The 14,127-nt window shown below is 66.0% G+C and carries 15 protein-coding genes and 1 tRNA gene; 4 read left to right on the top strand and 12 right to left on the bottom strand.

The features are described from left to right. Window positions 1-35 precede the first annotated feature (35 nt). Window positions 36-623, bottom strand: a complete 588-nt coding sequence (locus FJW05_RS00450; RefSeq protein WP_140626936.1) for a BA14K family protein — start codon at window positions 621-623, stop codon at window positions 36-38. A gap of 167 nt (window positions 624-790) precedes the next feature. Here FJW05_RS00450 and FJW05_RS00455 point away from each other — a divergent pair, with 167 nt between their 5' ends. Together FJW05_RS00455 and FJW05_RS00460 are read left to right on the top strand one after the other, a co-directional pair. After that, window positions 791-1,903 carry an endonuclease/exonuclease/phosphatase family protein gene (locus FJW05_RS00455; protein ID WP_140626938.1) on the top strand — a complete coding sequence of 371 codons (1,113 nt, stop codon included), beginning with the start codon at window positions 791-793 and terminating at the stop codon, window positions 1,901-1,903. A gap of 5 nt (window positions 1,904-1,908) precedes the next feature. Next, entirely contained in the window at window positions 1,909-2,625 is a 717-nt protein-coding gene (locus FJW05_RS00460; RefSeq protein ID WP_140628129.1) for a hypothetical protein, read from the top strand. Window positions 2,626-2,696: 71 nt separating this feature from the next. Here FJW05_RS00460 and FJW05_RS00465 read toward each other — a convergent pair whose 3' ends face one another. The 3 genes from FJW05_RS00465 to FJW05_RS00475 are packed head-to-tail and all read right to left on the bottom strand — an operon-like array spanning window position 2,697 to window position 5,906. Continuing rightward, window positions 2,697-3,914: an ABC transporter permease gene (locus FJW05_RS00465; RefSeq protein WP_140626940.1), complete on the bottom strand. Its 1,218-nt coding sequence runs from the start codon at window positions 3,912-3,914 to the stop codon at window positions 2,697-2,699. Beyond that, entirely contained in the window at window positions 3,911-4,615 is a 705-nt protein-coding gene (locus tag FJW05_RS00470) for an ABC transporter ATP-binding protein (RefSeq protein ID WP_140626941.1), read from the bottom strand. The genes FJW05_RS00465 and FJW05_RS00470 overlap by 4 nt, the downstream gene beginning before the upstream one ends. A gap of 4 nt (window positions 4,616-4,619) precedes the next feature. Further along, window positions 4,620-5,906, bottom strand: a complete 1,287-nt coding sequence (locus tag FJW05_RS00475; RefSeq protein ID WP_140626943.1) for an efflux RND transporter periplasmic adaptor subunit — start codon at window positions 5,904-5,906, stop codon at window positions 4,620-4,622. A gap of 132 nt (window positions 5,907-6,038) precedes the next feature. On the opposite strand from FJW05_RS00475, the gene FJW05_RS00480 reads away from it, so the two are divergent. Further along, window positions 6,039-6,941 (top strand): PhzF family phenazine biosynthesis protein, encoded by a 903-nt coding sequence (locus tag FJW05_RS00480; RefSeq protein WP_140626945.1) that lies wholly within the window; start codon window positions 6,039-6,041, stop codon window positions 6,939-6,941. 162 nt (window positions 6,942-7,103) lie between these two features. Beyond that, a tRNA-Lys gene (locus FJW05_RS00485) sits at window positions 7,104-7,179 on the top strand. A 40-nt stretch (window positions 7,180-7,219) separates the two neighbouring features. Here the strand turns inward: FJW05_RS00485 and FJW05_RS00490 are convergent. The 8 genes from FJW05_RS00490 to cbiE all read right to left on the bottom strand — a co-directional run bounded on the left by FJW05_RS00490 (window position 7,220) and on the right by cbiE (window position 14,127). Continuing rightward, window positions 7,220-7,480, bottom strand: a complete 261-nt coding sequence (locus tag FJW05_RS00490) for a hypothetical protein (RefSeq protein ID WP_140626946.1) — start codon at window positions 7,478-7,480, stop codon at window positions 7,220-7,222. 223 nt (window positions 7,481-7,703) lie between these two features. After that, window positions 7,704-8,714 carry a nicotinate-nucleotide--dimethylbenzimidazole phosphoribosyltransferase gene (gene cobT, locus FJW05_RS00495; protein ID WP_140626948.1) on the bottom strand — a complete coding sequence of 337 codons (1,011 nt, stop codon included), beginning with the start codon at window positions 8,712-8,714 and terminating at the stop codon, window positions 7,704-7,706. 24 nt (window positions 8,715-8,738) lie between these two features. Next, window positions 8,739-9,506, bottom strand: coding sequence for an adenosylcobinamide-GDP ribazoletransferase (gene cobS, locus FJW05_RS00500; RefSeq protein ID WP_140543160.1), 768 nt, complete (start codon window positions 9,504-9,506; stop codon window positions 8,739-8,741). Continuing rightward, a complete protein-coding gene (locus FJW05_RS00505; RefSeq protein WP_140626950.1) occupies window positions 9,503-10,819 on the bottom strand; it encodes a cobyrinate a,c-diamide synthase in 1,317 nt (438 codons plus the stop codon). The genes cobS and FJW05_RS00505 overlap by 4 nt, the downstream gene beginning before the upstream one ends. Further along, window positions 10,816-11,631, bottom strand: a complete 816-nt coding sequence (gene cobA / locus FJW05_RS00510) for a uroporphyrinogen-III C-methyltransferase (protein WP_140626951.1) — start codon at window positions 11,629-11,631, stop codon at window positions 10,816-10,818. Before cobA ends, FJW05_RS00505 begins: the two co-directional genes overlap by 4 nt. Beyond that, complete coding sequence (gene cobM, locus FJW05_RS00515) at window positions 11,628-12,392, bottom strand: precorrin-4 C(11)-methyltransferase (protein ID WP_140626953.1); 765 nt, start codon at window positions 12,390-12,392, stop codon at window positions 11,628-11,630. The genes cobA and cobM overlap by 4 nt, the downstream gene beginning before the upstream one ends. After that, the gene (locus FJW05_RS00520) at window positions 12,389-12,886 is read right to left on the bottom strand and encodes a cobalamin biosynthesis protein (RefSeq protein ID WP_140628132.1); all 498 of its coding nucleotides are present in this window, start codon (window positions 12,884-12,886) and stop codon (window positions 12,389-12,391) included. The genes cobM and FJW05_RS00520 overlap by 4 nt, the downstream gene beginning before the upstream one ends. Beyond that, complete coding sequence (gene cbiE / locus FJW05_RS00525) at window positions 12,886-14,127, bottom strand: precorrin-6y C5,15-methyltransferase (decarboxylating) subunit CbiE (RefSeq protein ID WP_140626955.1); 1,242 nt, start codon at window positions 14,125-14,127, stop codon at window positions 12,886-12,888. The genes FJW05_RS00520 and cbiE overlap by 1 nt, the downstream gene beginning before the upstream one ends.

Here is a 14,127-nt window from a genome sequence, read left to right on the forward strand (position 1 = left end):
CGAAGGGCGCCGTCTCATTCTTCCTGCCGAAGGGCTCAGATATAGGGCGAGATGCACTGCCGGCGCGGGCCGTAGTTGGGCTGGAACGTGTTGTCCCAGGCCCGATAGGACCGGTAGCGGTCGTAGCACCATTGGACATGGGCCCTGGAAAGCCGCTCGGTCCGGTAAATGCGCCGCGGCTGAACGTAGCGCGGGTAAGGGTCGTAATAGTATGGATCGTAGTAGTTGTTGTAGGCGAGGCTACCCAGGCCCAGGCCTAGGCCCAGCCCCAGAAGGGCGGCGTCACCATTGTCGAAACCCCGATGATGGCGATGATGTCGCCAGCGCCAGTCGCCGCCGCCGTCCCAGTTGCGGGAGAAATGACGAGAGCGGAAGTCGTCGCCGCGCCATCTGAAATCCCGGCCCCGCCAGTCGCCACCGCGCCGCCAGCGCCAATCATACATCCCCCGCCGGTCGTTGCCGCCGGCCCAGCTGTCGCGGATGGGTATGATGGTTGCCGCCGTGCTGGTTGCGGTCGACAGATCGGGTTGCAGGATCGGTCCAGCGACCGATGGCGCCGTCACGCCGGTAACGAGGCCCAGGACCAAGAGGCCGGATCTCATGGAAGAAAAAAGCGGTTTCATTTCACTCTCCAAGGAGCAAAGGCCCCACGCCCAGCACAACTCGGGAAGAGGCCCATTGTTGGAACTTTCCGTCTGAACGGAGGATGAACGGAAAGGTTCCATCAACCATAACGAGTATCGCGCCTGGCTCTTGTTTTCGCCCCCGCTTGCGGGCAAAGGTCACGGCCATGTCGCTGCGGCTTGCCACCTTCAACGTCGAGAACCTGATGAGCAGGTTCGATTTCTCGGGCTATCGCAACCAGCTCAATGAAGACCGCACGCTGGCCCTATTCGATATCCAGAGCGAGGCCGAATACCGGTTTCTCGAGCAGGCCCGTGCCATCGCCCAGTCCGACGACACGCGCCAGATGACGGCGCTCGCCATAGCAGCCACCCGCGCCGACATCATCTGCATGCAGGAGGTCGACAATATCGAGGCGCTGAAGGCTTTCGAATATGGCTATCTGTTCAAGATGATCGGCCAGGGCTACCGGCAGAAATACACCACCGCCGGCAACGATACGCGCGGCATCGATGTCGCGGTGATGATGCGCAACGAAACAGCGCAAGGGCAGCCGATCGACTTCGTGCGCATGACCAGCCATGCCTATGTCACCTTCGAACAGTTCGGCCTGTTCACGCCGGAGCTCGCCGCGCTCGGCTATCTCGCCAATGAGCGTGTCTTTCGCCGCGACTGCCTGGAGATCGACCTGAGGGTCGGCGGCGTGCCGTTGACGCTCTATCTGGTGCATTTCAAATCGATGGGGCCGCCGCGCAACGGGCTGGATGGCCGCCAGGCGTCGATGCCGCTGCGCATCGCGGAAGCGCAAGCGGTGCGCCGCATCGTCGAGGAGCGTTTCGGCAAGGACCATGCCGCCGACAAACGCTGGGCGATCTGCGGCGACATGAACGATTACCGGCAACGCGTGAAGATCGATGGCGACGCCATTGACGGCTACCATTTCGAGGTCATCGACGAAACCCGGTCCTCGATCGATGTGCTCACCGCAGGGGGCTTTTGCGAGAATGTCGTTGAGCGGCGTCCGGAGATGGACCGCTGGAGCTTCTACCATACGCGCGGCCCGGAGGAGCGGCACCTTTGCCAACTCGACTATATCCTGCTGTCGAAGGCGCTGGCAGCGAAGAATGCCACCGCCGTTCCCGACATCATCCGCAACGGCCAGCCCTGGCGCACCATCTTTCCGCCCGGACAGGAGGTCGAACGTTTCCCGCGCGCGGGCTGGGACAGGCCGAAAGCGTCGGACCACTGCCCGGTGGCGATCACACTGGACATGGCATGACGCTGTTGAGTTTCGACCTGCCGCGCAACGTCATTCTTCCGGTCGATGCGGTCGATGTCCGCCTCGATCCCGGCCCGCATCCCTTCGCGCTGAGCAATGCGGCAGCCATCGCCGAGAACTGGCGGCGGGAGATCGCCGCCAATCCGGCATTGTTCGACGGCGCCGTGGTGCTGCTTTCCGAGCTTGCCTACCGCGACGGCCGCCTCGTCGGCCGCTGCCACGCGGTGAACTATTCGACCTTCATGCTGTGGCGCAAGCGACGCGAGAATTCCGGCGCCGAGCACGCCTACGCGCATGCCGTGCTGGTCGCCGGCGACAATGCGCTGGTCGCGATCCGCATGGGGCAGCATACGGTCAATGCCGGCCGCGTCTATTTCGCCGCCGGCTCGTTCGAGCCGATCGATTTCCGCGACGGGCTGGCCGATGTCGACTTCAACATGATCCGCGAGGTGAGAGAGGAGACCGGGCTCGATCTTTCTGCGGCCGAGCGCGGACAGCGCTATCACGCGCTATCGATGGCAAGCGGCACGGTGATCTTCCGCCGCTACCGGGTGGCCGAGCCGGCCGACGAGCTGGCGCGCCGTATCAGTGCCTTCGTCGCCGCCGAGACCGAGCCGGAGATCGAAGGGCCGGTCATCATCCGCAATGCCGCCGATCTGCCCGACGGCCTGATGCCGCACATGAAGCCGCTGGTCGAGTGGCATTTCGCCGGCGATCGCTAGCAGCACCCATCCGCTCTTTCAGCGCAGCGTCACCGCAAGATCGGGGCACAGGCGCAGAACGATGCCTCTGACTATTCGTGCCTGAGCGCGTCGATCGGGTCGAGCCTGGCGCCGCGCAGCGCCGGGAAGAAGCCGAACACCATGCCGATCAGCGCCGAGAAGCCGACGGCGAGCATGATGACGGCGGGGCTTGGCGCGAACGGTATCGTCAGCGTCATCGAGGCAAGGCCGGCCAGCGAAAGCCCGGTCAGGATGCCGATGATACCGCCAAAGAGCGACAGCACCGTCGCCTCGACCAGGAACTGGATGAGGATATGTTTTTCATGCGCGCCGATCGCCAGCCTGATGCCGATCTCGCGCGTGCGTTCGGTGACCGAGACCAGCATGATGTTCATGATGCCGATGCCGCCGACCAGCAGGCTGACGCCGGCGACGGCGCCCAGCATGCCGGTCATTGTGGTGGTGGCGCTGGTCATCGCATCGGCGATCTGGGTCATGTCGCGGATGGCGAAATCGGGATCGCGGTCGGGCGTGATACGGCGTGTGTCGCGCAAGATATCCTCGACGCGCGACTGCAGCTCGGTGGTCGGGGTGCGGTCGTCGGCGGCGATATAGATGTTGTCGATGTCGCGGTTGCCGGCGATGCGCCGTTGAAAGGCGTGCAGCGGCGTCAGCACGACATTGTCCTGGTCCTGGCCGAAGCCGGTATAGCCCTTGGGCTCGAGCAGGCCGATGATCTTGCAGGAGGTGCGGTTGACGCGGATGATCTCGCCCTCCGGATCGCCGGCGCCGAAGAATTGCTGGCGCACGGTTTCGCCGATCAGGCACACACCCGCGCCGGCGCGCGTTTCGGAATCGCTGAAGGATCGTCCGGACACCAGTTTCCAGTCGCGGGCGTCGAGATAGGCGCTGTCGGTGCCGGTCACGCCAGAGGTCAGGCTTTCGGTGCCGAAGATGACGCGGACCTGCTTTTGCGAGGCCGGCGAAATCGCGCGGGCGCCGCTCAGATGCGCGACGAGCGCGGCGACATCCTTTTCGGCCAGCGGCCGCACCGCCTGGTCGAGCCCTCCCGGTCCGCCGGGTCCCGCCGGCCGACCGGCGCGAACCACAAGCAGGTTGCTGCCGAGCTTGGAAATATCCGCCTTGACCTTCTCCGTCGTGCCGGAGCCGATGGTGAGCATGGCGATGACGGCCGCGACGCCGATGACGATGCCAAGCAGCGTCAGGAACGAGCGCAATACGTTGCGGCGGATTGAGCGCAGCGAGAGGCGTACGGTCTCCCAGATCATGCCGCTTGCTCCGCTAAGGTGTCGGAGGCGACATGGCCGTCGAGGAAACGGATGGTGCGGCCGGCATAGTTCGCGACGTCGGCCTCATGCGTGACCATGACGATGGAGAGCCCGAGCTCGGCATTGAGCCTGGTCAACAGCTCCATGATCTCGTGCGTGCGCGCCGTGTCGAGATTGCCGGTTGGCTCGTCGGCAACGAGCAGCGTCGGCCTGGTGACGATGGCGCGGGCGATCGCCACGCGCTGCTGCTGACCGCCGGAAAGCTCGGCCGGCGTGTGGTGCTCGCGCCCGACAAGTCCGACCTCGGCCAGCGCCTGCATGGCGAGATCGCGGCGCTCGCGCGCGGCAACGCCGCGATAGATCAGCGGCAGCTCGACATTTTCCGCCGCTGTGGTGCGCGGCAGCAGATTGTAGCCCTGGAAGACGAAGCCGACATAGAGGTTGCGCAAAAGCGCGCGGCGGTTGCGGTCGAGGCGACCCGCATCGATGCCCATGAAAGAGTAGGTTCCGGCCGTCGGCGTGTCGAGGCAGCCGATGATGTTCATCGCCGTCGACTTGCCCGAGCCGGAAGGACCCATGATGGCAACGAATTCACTTCTGCGGATGGCAAGATCGACGCCGGCCAGCGCGTGCACGCGGGCCTCGCCCTCGCCGTAGCTCTTCCAGATCTTGTCGAAACTGATGAGAAGATGAGCCGACATTTCGTCAGCTCCGCTGCTGCGCGCCGGTGACGACCTCAGCGCCCTCATCGAGGCCGGAGGTGATCTCGGTCAACTCGCCGTCGGTCGAGCCGGTTCTGACGTTGACGGGATGCGGCCGGCCGTTCTCCAGCACATAAAGCGTGCGCGAACCGTCGGTCGGCGCCTTCGTTGCCTCGGCTTGCCGGTTGGGGCGGCCTATTCGGCCGGTGAAGAGGTCGCGCAGGCTCCAGCCGCGTGCCTGCTGTTGCATCGGGCGGTAGCGGAAGGCGGTCGACGGGACGGTAAGCACGCCTTTGGCCTGCCGGGTGACGACCGAGACGGTCGCCGTCATGCCGGGCCGCAAGAGCAGCTCGCCATTGTCGACTTCGAGCCGCGCTTTATAGGTGACAACGCCGTCGGTGGTGACCGAGGCATAGGAGATGTCGCGGATCTCGGCGTCGAACGGGCGGTCCGGGAAAGCGTCGACGGTGAAGCGGGCATGCTGGCCGGGCTTGACCTCGCCGATATCGGCCTCGTCGACCGCAGCCTGCAATTCCATGTTGCGAAGGTCGGCGGCGATGACGAAGAGCACGGGTGCCTGCAGCGAGGACGCGACCGTCTGGCCGGGATCGACCGAGCGCGTTAGCACGATGCCGTCGATCGGCGCATAGATGGTGCTCTTGGCGAGATCGGTCTGCTGCGCCTTGAGATCGGCCTGAGCAATGGCGAGATTGGCTTCGGCGCTGTCGAGCGCCGCCTTCGAGCGATCGCGCGTTGCGGTCGCCGCTTCGAGCGACTGGTCCGTCGCCATGCCGCGCTTGGTCAGCGCGCTTGCGCGCACAACCGCGTTCTCGTTCTCCTGCAAGGTAACCTTGGCGTTCTCGACGGCGGCTGCCGCCGCCTTGGCGGAGGCGGTGGCGCGCTCGATCTGGACTTCGAGCTTGGCGGTGTCGAGCCTCGCCAGCACGTCGCCCCTCTTGACCTGCTGATTCTCGTTGACCGCGACCGATCGGACGATGCCGGAAAGCTCGCTGGAGATATCGACCTGGGTCAGCGGCTGCAGCGTGCCGGTGGCCGATACCGCGACGGTGAGGTCGGCGATCGCCGCGGGCACGGTGGTGTATTCGATCCTGGGAGGTGCTGCGGCATACGACCGATAGACGGCAATGCCGGCCGCGATGATCGCCATCGTCAGCAGCGCGTAGAACCAGAAGCGGCGACGCTTGCGGCTTACGCCCTTGCGGTCGAGCCCGAGCGCTGCCTCTATGGAAGTACCGGATTCCGCGTTTGGCGGATTGACAAGCTGGTCCACGCCGGACCCCTATGCTGAAAATGGATGTCCCTATCCGTCCACAAATCAGGCCTTAAGGTTCGAATTTCAAATTAAATTTCCCTCATGTTGGGATTGAGGCAGAAATTCGGGGCGAGGCGAAAGGTTTTCTCCATGGCGCGCAATTACTTGCTTTACGATGTGTTTACTACCGAAGGGCTGGCCGGAAATCCGCTTGCGGTGGTGCTCGACAGCGATGGGCTCGACACTGGCGGCATGCAGGCGATCGCGCGCGAATTCAATCTGTCCGAGACGGTGTTCATGCTGCCTCCCGACAATCCGAAGCATCGCAACCGCATACGCATCTTCACGCCCGACTATGAAATGCCTTTCGCAGGCCATCCGACGGTCGGCTCGGCGATCGCGCTGGCCGAACTCGCCGGCGAGGCGACCGGCATCTTCGTGCTGGAGGAGAATATCGGGCCGGTGCGCTGCGCGGTGAGCAAGCATGACGGCTCGACCTTCGCCGAGTTCGACCTGGCGAAATTGCCGGAACCGCTGGAGCTCAAGGCTGACCCCGACGCGATCGGCGCCGCGCTCGGCCTTGCCCCGCACGAGATCGGCTTCGAGAATCACCGCGTCGCCTTCTGGTCGGCCGGCGTGCCTTATGTGACGATTCCCGTTGCCGGGCTGGAGGAGGCGGCCAAGATCCGGCTCGACAACCAGGCGTGGTCGGAATTGGCGCCGCGCAAGAGCGAATGGGCCTTCGCCAGCCCCTACATCTATTGCCGCGAGCGGGTCCATCACGACAGCGCTTTCCATGTCCGCATGATCGTGCCCGGCACGCCTTCCTATGAGGATCCGGCGACCGGTTCGGCCGCGGCCGCCTTTGCCGGCGCCATCATGCATTTCGACGCCCCGACCGACGGCATATCGCAACTCTGGATCGAGCAGGGGCTGGAAATGGGCCGGCCGTCGCGCATCCGGCTCGAGCTCAACGTCGATGGCGGGAAACTGGCCTCCGCGCGCATTGGCGGCCATGCGGTCAAGGTGGCTGAAGGCAAGCTGTTCGTGTGACACCTGCGGGCTTCTTGGGCAGGCATGATCTTTTTCCGAAAACCGGAATCCACTTTTCGGGATCATGCCGTGTCGATTTGTCGGGAAATGATCCGGCAGGGCCTAGACATAGCCGAAAGCGGCGGCTATATGCGCCGCCGACGCTGAGTTTTCCGGCGGTGTGGGTGTGTAGCTCAGTTGGTAGAGCAGCTGACTCTTAATCAGCGGGTCCACAGTTCGATCCTGTGCACACCCACCAAATCTTCTCATGAAAACAACGAAGTCGGCCGCAGCGGCGCCTACTGCGCCGTCTTGCTGAGGCTCGCCTTGAACCTGACCTTCATTGTGATCTGACCGCTCACCGTGAGCTGTGATCCGCCGTAACCGCCGATGTTGCGGTCCCTGCCATTGAGATTGGTGCTCATGCCGGCAATCTCGCAGGTATCGGCGACGGTCTCGACCACCATCGCGCAACTGCCGGCCGCCACTTTGTAGAAGGAGCGAAGCGCGACTTGCTGCTGCGCGGCAGCGTCGTCGTCATCCTTGACCGGAAAGGTCATCGAGATGGACGATTGGATCCTGGCCGAGCCGTCTTCGCCCGGACGGAGCGGCCGAACATATTGGTCCTGAGATACGGCCGGCGAAGCTGCGGCAACAAGAATCGCAGCAGATATTAGATACTTCAAATACATCGAATGATCTCCCGTGAGACTTCTACGTCTCATGGAATAATCAAGATGACGTTATTTCGATGTTTCAACAGTGTTGAAATTTCGACCGATTTTATTTTTCAGAAACGCCGGCCTCGGCAAAGCTCGCCATCTTTGCGTGGCATTCGAGCGCCGAGCGCACGACGTTGACGGCAAGGCAGGCGCCGGAGCCTTCGCCGAGCCGCATGCCGAGATCGAGCAGCGGCGGCAGGCCGAGCGCCTCGAGCAGGCGGCGGTGGCCGGCTTCGGCCGAGACATGGGCGGCGATGGTGTGGGCCAGCCCGGTCGGATGCAGCCTGGCCAGCGGTGCTGCGGCCGCGGTGCAGACGAAGCCGTCGAGCAGCACCGGCACGTTGTTCTTGCGCGCGGCGAGTGTGGCGCCGAGGATTGCCGCCAGCTCGCGCCCGCCAAGGGCGGCAGCGATCTTCAGCGGATCGGAGAGCGCATCGGCATGGCGCTTGAGGCCGGCCTCGATGGCCACGATCTTGCGCAGCAACCCGGCATCGTCGACGCCGGTGCCGCGGCCGGTCCATTTTTCCGCGCCGCCGCCGAAAAGCGCCGTCGAGATCGCCGCCGCCGGCGTCGTGTTGCCGATGCCCATCTCACCGAAGCAGACGAGGTCAAGATCCTTGGTCACCGTGTCGTAGCCGGCCGAGACGGCGGCGAGGAATGCCTTTTCGTCCATCGCCGGCACTATCGTGAAATCGCCGGTTGGATGATCGAGATCGAGCGGGATGACGTCGAGCTTGGCGCCGGCAGTGCGGGCAAGCTGGTTGATGGCCGCGCCGCCGCCGGCGAAGTTCGCCACCATCTGTACCGTGACTTCCGAAGGATAGGCCGACACGCCCTGCGCGGTGACGCCGTGATTGCCGGCGAAGACGACGACCTTCACTTGGTCGAGCTTCGGCATGTCGCGGGCCTGCCAGCGGCCGAGCCAAGCGGCGATCGTTTCCAGCCGTCCGAGACTGCCCTGCGGCTTGGTCAGCGTGTCCTGGCGCCTCGCGACGGCGCTGGCGGCCGCATCGCTGCCGGTGGGGAGGTCAAGGCAGGCGGCGCGAAGGTCTTCGAGGGATTTGAAGCTCATGGGGGCAAGGTCTCCGAAAGTGAATCAGGAAAGGCAGACGGATGCGACGAGCAGCACGGCGATCTCGCCGAGCTGCTGCAGCGCGCCGATCGTGTCGCCGGTCTGGCCGCCGATCTGGCTGAGGCAAAGCGCGCGGAACGCCATGAAGACCAGGCCGAGCAGGATCAGCGCCGCGATCGCGCCGCCAAGGCCGAGCGCCAGCAGCGCCACGGCACCAAGCGCAGCACCGATGACTGCGGTTTCGGTGGTGACGGTGCCTGCGCCCGCCGACAGGCCGTCGCTGCGTGCCGGCGGCAGAAGATGCATGAAGGCGCCGAACAGGCCACGCGAGCCGGCATGCGCAGCAAGCAGCGCCAGGAACACGTGGCCTGGACCGGCGAGCTCGGACAGCGCGCTCCAGCGGATGAGCAGCGACAGCCCAAGCGCGGCGGCGCCATAGGCGCCGATGCGGCTGTCGCGCATGATCTCCAATTTCCTGTCGCGCGTCCTGCCACCCCAAAAGCCATCGGCGATATCGGAAAGCCCGTCCTCGTGTAGGCAGCCGGTAACGAGCATCGTCGCGGCGAGCGTGAGCGCCGCGGCCGGTGCTGTGGCGAGGCCGAAGACGGCGGCGATCGCATAGACGAGCGCGCCGATGATCGCCACCGCGAGGCCGGCGAAGGGCGCCGCCCAGATTGCATCCGCCAGGCTGCGGCCGCCGAAGTCGCTCGAGGGCAACCTCAGCCGGGTGAAGAAGACGAGGCTGAGGCCGATATCGTCAAGCACTTGCCGGGGCGCGGAAGGGCCGCTCATGCGCCCCTCGCAATGGCATGGAAGAAGGTGCCGCTGACATGGCCGCGCCGGTAGCCGGAGGCGCCGAGCGGGTTGCCCTGGCCGTCGGCGAGATCGGCCAAGGGCTCGTCATTGCCGGCAGCAAGCATCTGCGCGTAGTGGAACTCGTGACCGCGGATCAGCGTGCCCTCCGGTCCCAGCGGGCAGGCGGCACGCAGCCGCGCTCCGCGATAGCCGAGGTTCATCTTGCGTTTGGCGAAGCTGGTCGAATGGCCAAGCAGGCCAAGCATCTTGTGGCTCTCGCCGTCCGCGTCTTCCAGCACTTCGCCCAGCACCATGAAGCCGCCGCACTCGCCGTGAACCGGCTTCGTCGCCGCCAACCGCGCCATTCCGGCTTGGAAGTTGGTCGCGGCCGCAAGTTTTCCGGCATGCAGTTCGGGATAGCCCCCCGGCAGCCAGCAGACGTCACAGCCCTGTGGGGGCGCCTCGTCGGCGAGCGGCGAGAAAGGCACGATCTCGGCGCCGGCCTTGCGCCAATGCGTGGCGACATGCGGATAGAGGAAGGTGAAGGCCGCGTCTTCCGCCAGCGCGATGCGCTGCCCGGGCGGCTGCAAGGCATCGCTGAAGTCGCCGGCCGCCGGCTCCAGCGGGCATGCCAGCGCCAGGATGGCGTCGATGTCGAGCGACTTCTCGACCATGTCGGCCAGCCGGTCGAGATGCGCCATCAGGTTCTCGTATTCGCCGGCCTGGACGAGGCCGAGATGCCGCTCCGGCAGGTTGAGTGTCGGATCGCGCAGGATGGCGCCGACCACGGGCAGGCCGATCGCCTCGATAGCGTCGCCGGACAGGCGGCGATGGCGTTCGCTGCCGAGCCGGTTGAGCACGACGCCTGCCATGCGGACATCCGGGTCATAGGTCGCGAAACCCTTGGCCACCGCCGCCGCCGTGGTCGATTGGCCGGAAACGTCGAGCACCAGGAGCACAGGCAGGCCGTAGAGCCGGGCGAGATCGGCGGCCGAGCCGGAGCGGCCTTCCGGCGCGGGGATGCCGTCGAACAGGCCCATCGCGCTTTCGAGAATGATGTATTCGGCGTCGCCCGCGGCCTGGGCCGCCAGCGCGTTGAGCAAGGACGGCGACATCGCCCAGCTGTCGAGATTGACGCCGGACAGGCCGGTCGCGGCGGCGTGGAAGCCCGGGTCGATATAATCCGGTCCGGACTTCGCGCCGCGCACCTTCAACCCTCGCCGGGCAAGCGCGCGCAGCAGGCCGATCGTGACGCTGGTCTTGCCCGAGCCGGAGCGCGGCGCGCCGACGATGATCGCGCGCGCCGTCATGCCTCGCCCGCCAGTGCCGCGCGCATGGCGACGATGCCGCCGACCACGATCAGCGCCGGCGAAGCGAGCCCGGCGGCCGCGGCCTCCTCAGCGATGGTGGTGAGCGTGGCGACGACGATGCGCTCCTGCGGCGTGGTCGCCGCGATGATCACGGCGGCCGGGGTCGACGGCGCTAGGCCGCCACTGAGCAGCTTTGCCGCGATGACCGGCAGATTGGCCATGCCCATATAGATGACGACCGGCTGTCCGGTGCGGGCGAGCGCGGCCCAGTCTATGTCGTCATCAGTGCCCGCCGCGTGGCCGGTGGCGAGGATGACCGCCTTGTTGATGCCGCGCATGGTGGCCGGAATGCCGGTGGCGGCCAGCGCGCTGAGACCGGAGGTGAGGCCGGAGAGCACCCGGAATGGAATTCTTTCGCCGGCGAGCGCCAGAGCCTCTTCGCCGCCGCGGCCGAAGATGTAGGGGTCGCCGCCCTTCAAGCGCACGACGCGGCGGCCTTCGCGCGCCAGGCGCAGGAGAAGGGCGTTAATGTCGTCCTGCTTCATCGAGGGCTGGCCGCCGCGTTTTCCGGCGTAGAAAAGCTCGGCACCTTGAGCGACCGCCACGACGTCGGGCGAGACCAGCGCGTCATAGACCAGCGCGTCGCATTGCCCGAGTGCGGCCAGCACCTCCAGCGTCAGGCAGCCGGGGTCGCCGGGGCCGGCGCCGGCCAGCCAGACATGGCCGGGTTCCAGCACGCGCGGCTTGAAGTTCAGCCGCGCCAGCGCCTGCTCCACATTTGCCCGTCCGTTCGTATTGGCGCTGCCGTTCACAATCCGTCCCGTCCGCGAAAACGCCGCTGGTAGTGGGCGTCGTACAATGAGCTTTCGCCGAAATCCTGCGCCGCGAGCGCGCTGCCGACGAAAATGATCGCCGTGCGCTCCATCGGGTTTTCCGCCAGCTGTGCTTCGATAGTGCCGAGCGTGCCGGTCAGAATGCGCTCGTCCGGCCAGGAGGCGCGAAAAACGACCGCGACCGGACACTCGGCGCCGTAGAGCGGCGTCAGATCCGCGACGACGCGGTCGATGGCATGGATGGCAAGATGAATGGCAAGCGTGGCGCCGGTGCGGCCGAAGCCGGCCAGCGTCTCGCCCGGTGGCATTTTTGAGGCGCGGCCGGAGACGCGGGTCAGCACTAGGCTTTGCGCGAGCTCGGGAATGGTGAGCTCGCGGCGAAGTGCGGCCGCCGCCGCCGCGAAAGAGGGCACGCCTGGGGTCAGCGTGTAGGGGATGCCGTGCTTTTCCAGGCGCCTGATCTGTTCGGCCACCGCGCTCCACACCGAAAGGTCGCCGGAATGCAGGCGCGAGACATCCTGGCCGGCCTTGTGCGCGGCGACATATTCGGCCTCGATCTCGTCGAGCGACATCGGCGCGGTGTCGATCAATTTGGTGCCTGGCGCGCAATGCTCGAGCAGCTCCGGCGCGACGATCGAGCCGGCATAGAGGCAGACCGGACAACTGGCCAGGAGCCGCGCGCCGCGCAGCGTGATGAGATCGGCCGCACCTGGACCGGCGCCGATGAAATGGACGGTCATGGCGCATCTCCGCTGATGGCGATGGCGCAGGTGACCGGGCCAAGAACTGTGCGGGGCCCGAGCAGTCTCGCGCCGGCCCCGGCAACCGCGAGGGCCGACGCCTCCGAAACCGACGGTGTGCCGGCGAGTTCTTGCGAAAGGTTGCGTGAGGCGGCCCCCTCATCCGGCCCTTCGGGCCACCTTCTCCCCGGTGGGGAGAAGAGACTGGCGCCAGCGCTGGTAGCCTCCTCTCCCCTCGGGGAGAGGTCAGCCGAGCGAAGCGGAGGCTGGGTGAGGGGGAGCGGTGGTTCGGAGCCAGCGGCATCCACCACTATCACCGGGAGGCTGAGCTTACGACCGGCGGCAAAAATGGCTTCTTCGTTGCGTTTGAATTCGGTTGTCGCCAAGGCGGACAATGCCGTTATGGTCAGGCCATGCGCTTCGAGCGCGGTCTCGATCGCCGCCAGCACGTCTTCGACACTCACGCCCTTCCGGCTGCCGATGCCCGCGACCATCATAGCTTGATCCAGCTCCACTGCGTGACCGGCATGGCCGGTCGCCATGCCTGCATCGAGCCGACAGGCGCCGCGCGCGAGAGCGCAATTCGGGTGAGGTCGCCGCCACGCCTGTTGTGCAGGTCGAGCAGCAGCGCCTCCATCTCCAGCGTTACCGCATTTGCGACCAGCCGGCCGCCGGGACGCAGCGCCTTGATCGCCTTCTCCAGCACGCCGGCATCGCTGCCGCCGCCGCCGATGAAGATGGCATCGGGCATCTCCAATTTTGCCAGCGCCTTCGGCGCGGCTCCTTCGATCACGACGAGGCCGGGCACGCCGCAATGCGCGGCGTTGCGGTGGATGCGGGCGGCGCGCTCGCTATTGGCTTCGATGGCGATGGCGCGCAGGGAGGAATGAGCCAGCATCCACTCGATGCCGATCGAGCCGGAACCGGCGCCGATGTCCCACAGCAGCTCGCCGCGCCGTGGCGCCAGCGCCGATAGCGTGATGGCGCGGATCTCGCGCTTGGTGATCTGGCCGTCATGCTCGAACAGATGATCGGCAAGCCCGACGGTCAGAGGCAGGATGCGCGCATCCGGTGTCGATTCAATTTCGAGCGCCAGCACATTGAGCGGGTTGATGTTTTTGAGGTCGAAGGCATCGGCGCGGGAGGTCCGAAGCGCCTCATCCATACCGCCGAGCGCTTCGAGGACCGTCAACCGCGAAGAGCCGAAACCGAGCTCGTCGAGCAGTGCGGCGATAGCCGCCGGCGCATCGGCGTCGGAGGTGAGCGCCAGGATGCGCGCGCAGGGATGGAGCAGGGGCCGGATCAGGTCGATCGAATGGCCGTGCAGCGAGATGGTCTCCACGTCCTGCAAGGCCCAGCCGAGGCGGGAGGCGGCCAGCGACAGAGACGAGGGCGCCGGCAGGACGAGCATTTGCTCCGGCTTGACCTTGCGGGCCAGCGTGACGCCGACACCATGGAAAAACGGGTCGCCGGACGCGAGCACGCAGATTTTTTTACCCTTGAGCGCCAGCACGTCGCGCATTTCGGCATCGAATGGCGTCGGCCATGAGCGGGTTTCGCCCTTGGCCAGCAAGGCGACAAGGCTGAGATGCCGCTTGCCGCCGAAGACGACGTCCGCCTGCGCAATGCGCTGCTTGGCCTCGTCGCCGAGACCCGCTACACCGTCCTCGCCGATGCCGACGATGGTGAGCCATTTGGAGGCGGGCTTGGCGGCGCGCGGACCCTTAGCAGGCAT

Source organism: Mesorhizobium sp. B2-9-1, assembly GCF_006439455.1.
In the GTDB taxonomy this organism is placed as follows: Bacteria; Pseudomonadota; Alphaproteobacteria; order Rhizobiales; family Rhizobiaceae; genus Mesorhizobium.

What these genes read in the sequence shown, in the direction of transcription:
- FJW05_RS00450 (WP_140626936.1), bottom strand. Translation starts at nt 623, where the DNA reads ATGAAACCGCTTTTTTCTTCCATGAGATCCGGCCTCTTGGTCCTGGGC.
- FJW05_RS00455 (WP_140626938.1), top strand. Translation starts at nt 791, where the DNA reads ATGTCGCTGCGGCTTGCCACCTTCAACGTCGAGAACCTGATGAGCAGG.
- FJW05_RS00465 (WP_140626940.1), bottom strand. Translation starts at nt 3,914, where the DNA reads ATGATCTGGGAGACCGTACGCCTCTCGCTGCGCTCAATCCGCCGCAAC.
- FJW05_RS00470 (WP_140626941.1), bottom strand. Translation starts at nt 4,615, where the DNA reads ATGTCGGCTCATCTTCTCATCAGTTTCGACAAGATCTGGAAGAGCTAC.
- FJW05_RS00480 (WP_140626945.1), top strand. Translation starts at nt 6,039, where the DNA reads ATGGCGCGCAATTACTTGCTTTACGATGTGTTTACTACCGAAGGGCTG.
- FJW05_RS00490 (WP_140626946.1), bottom strand. Translation starts at nt 7,480, where the DNA reads ATGACCTTTCCGGTCAAGGATGACGACGACGCTGCCGCGCAGCAGCAA.
- cobT (WP_140626948.1), bottom strand. Translation starts at nt 8,714, where the DNA reads ATGAGCTTCAAATCCCTCGAAGACCTTCGCGCCGCCTGCCTTGACCTC.
- cobS (WP_140543160.1), bottom strand. Translation starts at nt 9,506, where the DNA reads ATGAGCGGCCCTTCCGCGCCCCGGCAAGTGCTTGACGATATCGGCCTC.
- FJW05_RS00505 (WP_140626950.1), bottom strand. Translation starts at nt 10,819, where the DNA reads ATGACGGCGCGCGCGATCATCGTCGGCGCGCCGCGCTCCGGCTCGGGC.
- cobM (WP_140626953.1), bottom strand. Translation starts at nt 12,392, where the DNA reads ATGACCGTCCATTTCATCGGCGCCGGTCCAGGTGCGGCCGATCTCATC.
- FJW05_RS00520 (WP_140628132.1), bottom strand. Translation starts at nt 12,886, where the DNA reads ATGGTCGCGGGCATCGGCAGCCGGAAGGGCGTGAGTGTCGAAGACGTG.
- cbiE (WP_140626955.1), bottom strand. Translation starts at nt 14,127, where the DNA reads ATGCCTGCTAAGGGTCCGCGCGCCGCCAAGCCCGCCTCCAAATGGCTC.